The following is a 4259-nucleotide window of genomic DNA, read 5'->3' as shown; positions in this document are numbered from 1 at the left end:
CTAGGTCACGCAGTAACGCGCGGCCGGGCGCTGGTCGGGCTGACATTGGCACCCGAACATCGGCGCGGGCATCCCCACTCCGCCATTGCCCGACTTCGATCAGCCGCTCGATCACCTGGCGGAGCTGGGTGGCGGTGATGGCGATGACGTCGGCACCAGGCTCCAAGCGTAGCGCGAACGACGCAGGTCTTGTGCGAGGCCCCGGGCCAGCCGGAGCTGGTTCCATTTGGCCTCGCCGATGAGCGTCTCGGCGTCGCGCACCGCCGCTCCACGTTGAAGGGCGAGTTGCTCGACCACCGGGTGTGGCCCACCCGGGCCGCCGCCCGCAGCGCGATCTTCGAGTTCGTCGAAGGCTGGTACAACCTGCACCGGTTGCACAGCAGTCTCGGCTAACCTGGTCCCGCCGAGTTCGAGGCCGTAGCGGTAGCGGCCTGATCACCACATCACCGGCGTCCGTCAAAGCGGAGCAAGCTCAATCATCTTGGCGTTCATCGGGGTCAGGCTGGTCCTGCACTGGGCCCACGGCATCTGGGCCCGGGTGCCGGAGATCTCCACACTGGCCTCGCTCGGTGTGATCGTCGCGGTTTTGCTCACCGTCACCCTCACCAGCCTCCGGGCCGACCGTGCCAGCCGTGCCGGCGGCCGAGGACGCCGGGAACCGGTCTGTGCCCGGCTCGTAGGTCTGTGCCCGGCCCGTGAGCCGTCCCATCTGCAGCGGTGCGTATGAGGTGTGAGACCGCAGTATGCCCGGAGACGTCGAGTCCAATGGGACGTCTTCACCTCCGCGCTCCGGCCGGCGACATCCGGTGCCAGGGGCACGCCGATGCCCCTGGCCAACGGAGAAGCTCCGGCCGGGCCTGCGGCCGGTGACCGGCCCTCATTTCATCGGCCCCCTCATTTCACCGGCCGACCGGTTGTGGTGCGGAGGATCGGTTCACCGGGTCTGGGCGGATTTCGGGGTGGTCGGTACGTTGGGATCTTCGGCGGGTGGAGGCGGAATGGCGGACAATGAGGCGGGATGGGCTCTTGGTCTTGCGCCGTGGTCGGTGTGGCGGCCCTGGCGGCTGCGCGAGGTAACGGTCACCCCGGACGGGATCGCCATCGGCCGGCCGTGGTGGCGCGGGCGTTCGATCCGGTGGGCCGGGGTCACTGAGTGCCACCTGGCCACCAGGACGAAAGTCCGGCGGTCGCTGTCGGGGCGGATCCGGTTGCGGAATGTGTACGTGCTGACGATCCGCCGCCGCTTCGGGCTCCGCACGCGGCTGCGGATGGCCACCCCGGCCACGGTCACCGGCTACGGCGACTTCGTCACTACCGGGCCTTACTGGCCTGAGCACGCCGAACACGTGCGCCTGGCGGCGCAGGCGATCGCGGTCTCCTTCGCACGCTTCCACCTGGCGGGCGTTCTTCGGCGCCTGCGCGACGGCGCTGAGGTCGACTTCGGCGCGTTCACCGCGACCCCTGATGGCCTGCGGCACCGCGGCCGGTACGGCCACCGGGTCAGGCCATGGCAGGAGCTGGCGTCGGCCGGGGCGACCGGCACGGTGGATCTGCAGACCCTACGGTCGGGCCGTGAGACATTCACCGTTCATGCGCCGCTGGATGTGGCGATGATGTCCTGGGGACAGGACGAACACCGCTCCCGGGTACGCAACCATACGACCTTGAGCCTTTTGGTCGAGGTCCTCAAGGGCGGCGCTTCGTTTAGCCAGGCCCTGCAGACCCTCAATGATGCGCCGCAGCCTGGCCAGGGCTGGGCCGCCCGCCAAGGTGCCGCGGAGACGGCCGCTCACGCCGGCGGCGATGATGCGGGAGCACGCGAGGAACCCGCCCATGATCGGCGCCGTGAATCGAGTGGCGACGGCGCGCCTGGACCGCGTCCCTCCCCGGCCAGGGGCCAGCCCCGCCGCCGGTCCCGGCGGCAGCGGCGACACCGCTGAGGGCAAAGATCGGCGGCTGCCGGATGCATGCCGGTGTGCATGGTGATGCCTGCAGCCTCTCCACCGTGGCCGGTGCCCGCCCATCGGTCGTCATGGCACCCATGGCGGTGGCTTGACCTGCGGTGACCTACAGGGTGCCCGCCCGCGGAAATGGGTGCCGACCCCGATGGCGCCATGCTGGCATCGGCCAGAGTGGCCTCACAGGGAACCGTATGCCCGCCGCGGGGCGATGAGGGGAGGATCGCACCGCGAAGGCGGCACAGGGGGAGGGGAGAAGGGCAGGACCCATGCCTGCTTTGGGCTTTCACACGATCTCCGCCCGCCAGGAGCCCGCCGTGGTGGAGTCAGCGGTGTGGGTGCTGCTGGGCGTGGCGTTTCTTGCCGCGATCCTTTCGCGGGCGCTGTGTGTCGGTCAGTGAGGACGAGCGGCTGGTCGTGTGCAGGCTGGGGCGCGATGGCCAGGGTAGGCGGCCCCGGGCTTGTGCTGTTGTGGCCCGGCCTGGAGCGGGAGGTGCGGGTATCGCTGCGGCTGGTGTGCCTGGACCTTTTCTGCCCTGAGGCCCTCACCCGCGATGGTGTGAGCGTGTGTGTCAAGGCCACCGCGGTGGCCGCCGTAGCCAGTCCCGTCTGCTTCGCCGTGAGGACGGGGGAGCGCTGACGGCCACCGCGCTGGTGGCCGAGGGCGTGCTGCGCCGCCGGATGGGGCAACGGGAACTGGCAGGCGTCCCTTCCCTGATCACTGACGACTGTGCCGCGACGGCGGATCGGATCAGCGGTGTGACCGGCCGGTGGGGTGTCAAGGTGACCCTGCTGGAGGTCACCATCGTTCAGCTCCCGCTCCGCGGCGAGCTGCCTGCCCAGGCCCAGGCCCGGGCTCGCGGGCAGCGTGAGAGGCATCCGTGGGGATAGGAGAGATGTCCACCGAGTTGTCGAGGTTGTCGAGGTCGTTGGGGTGCCGCGATGAGCCTGCCACAGTTGTACGCGGTACTACTGGCCAGCGCGGGCGTGCTGCTGGCCGGTATCGCCGCGGCGCGCACCGCCGCCCGGCTCGGCCTGCCCGGCCTGTTGTTGTTCCTCGCCCTCGGCGTGCTGCTCGGCGAAGACGTCATCGGCATCCACTTCGACGACGCCCAGCTCGCCCAGACGCTGGGCACGGCGGCGCTGGCCGTCATCCTCATCGAGGGCGGCCTGCGCACCAAATGGGCCGACATCCGCCGACTCCTGCTGCCCTCCTCCCTGCTGGCCACTGTCGGCGTCGCGGTCAGCGTCGCGCTCACCGCGGCCGGGGCGCACCTGCTGCTGGGCATGAACTGGCAGCTCGCCCTACTGCTGGGCGCGATCGTCTCCTCCACCGACGCCGCCGCCGTCTTCTCCGTCCTGCGGGCGCTGCCGCTACCCCGGCGCCTGGCCGGCATCGTCGAGGCCGAGTCCGGCTTCAACGACGCCCCCACCGTCATCTTGGTCCTGGTGTTCAGCACCACCGCGCTGCCCGAACCCGCCGCCGTCGCCGGACAGGTCGCCTACCAGCTCGTGGCCGGGGCCGTGGTCGGGCTGCTGATCGGCTGGGCCGGCACCGCCGCGCTGCGGTATGTCGCGCTGCCCGCTACCGGTCTGTATCCGCTGGCCACCGTCGGACTGGGCGTCATCGCCTTCGCCGCGGCAGGAGCCGCGAACGCCTCCGGGTTCCTGGCCGCCTACCTGGCCGGCATCGTGCTCGGCAACGCCGTCCTGCCGCACCGCGCGGCCACCCGCTCATTCGCCGAGGGCATCGGCTGGCTGGCCCAGATCGGCCTGTTCGTCATGCTCGGCCTGCTGGTCAGCCCCAGCGAACTGCCCGCCGCGGTGCTCCCCGCCACCATCGTCGGCCTGGTCTTGCTGCTGGTGGCCAGGCCCGCCTCCGTACTGGCCGGCCTGATCGCCTTTCGCACGAGCTGGCGCGAGCAGGCCTTCATCTCCTGGGCCGGGCTGCGCGGCGCCGTCCCGATCGTGCTGGCCACCTTCCCCATCGTGGCGGCGGTCCCCGGCAGCGGGCAGCTGCTGAACATCGTCTTCGTCCTGGTCGTCTTGTTCACCCTCATCCAGGGACCGACCCTGCCGATGATCGCCCGGCTGCTGGGTGTCACCCAGCCGGGTCAGGCCAGGGAGGTGGACATCGAATCGGCTCCGCTCGAGGTCTTGGACGCCGACCTGCTCACCCTCACCATTCCGCCCGGTTCCCGCCTGCACGGGGTGGAGATCTTCGAGCTGAGGCTGCCCAAGCCGTCGATCGTCACCCTCATCGTCCGTGGCGGCGCGACCATCGTCCCGCAGCCCGTCACC

General features: G+C 70.7%; 5 protein-coding genes. All 5 read left to right on the top strand.

Going from position 1 to position 4259, the window contains the following annotated elements; translation table 11 throughout:
- The first annotated feature begins 189 nt into the window (after positions 1-189).
- Positions 190-393, top strand: a complete 204-nt coding sequence (locus DP939_RS45105; protein ID WP_113986966.1) for a hypothetical protein — start codon at positions 190-192, stop codon at positions 391-393.
- 88 nt (positions 394-481) lie between these two features.
- Positions 482-727, top strand: coding sequence for a hypothetical protein (locus DP939_RS48570; RefSeq protein ID WP_225878960.1), 246 nt, complete (start codon positions 482-484; stop codon positions 725-727).
- Positions 728-998: 271 nt separating this feature from the next.
- Positions 999-1940 carry a hypothetical protein gene (locus DP939_RS45095; protein ID WP_147268436.1) on the top strand — a complete coding sequence of 314 codons (942 nt, stop codon included), beginning with the start codon at positions 999-1001 and terminating at the stop codon, positions 1938-1940.
- A 287-nt stretch (positions 1941-2227) separates the two neighbouring features.
- On the top strand, positions 2228-2359 hold the full coding sequence (locus tag DP939_RS49030; protein WP_263972402.1) for a hypothetical protein: 132 nt from the start codon (positions 2228-2230) through the stop codon (positions 2357-2359).
- 541 nt (positions 2360-2900) lie between these two features.
- Positions 2901-4259 (top strand): potassium/proton antiporter (locus tag DP939_RS45080; protein WP_113986967.1); only part of this gene is annotated, 1359 nt, incomplete at its 3' end.

The sequence above is a fragment of the Spongiactinospora rosea genome, assembly GCF_003315795.1.
In the GTDB taxonomy this organism is placed as follows: Bacteria; Actinomycetota; Actinomycetes; order Streptosporangiales; family Streptosporangiaceae; genus Spongiactinospora; species Spongiactinospora rosea.
Note: the sequence above shows the minus strand (reverse complement) of the source record. Positions and strands in the feature narration are given on the sequence as shown.

What these genes read in the sequence shown, in the direction of transcription:
- DP939_RS45095 (WP_147268436.1), top strand. Translation starts at nt 999, where the DNA reads ATGGCGGACAATGAGGCGGGATGGGCTCTTGGTCTTGCGCCGTGGTCG.
- DP939_RS49030 (WP_263972402.1), top strand. Translation starts at nt 2,228, where the DNA reads ATGCCTGCTTTGGGCTTTCACACGATCTCCGCCCGCCAGGAGCCCGCC.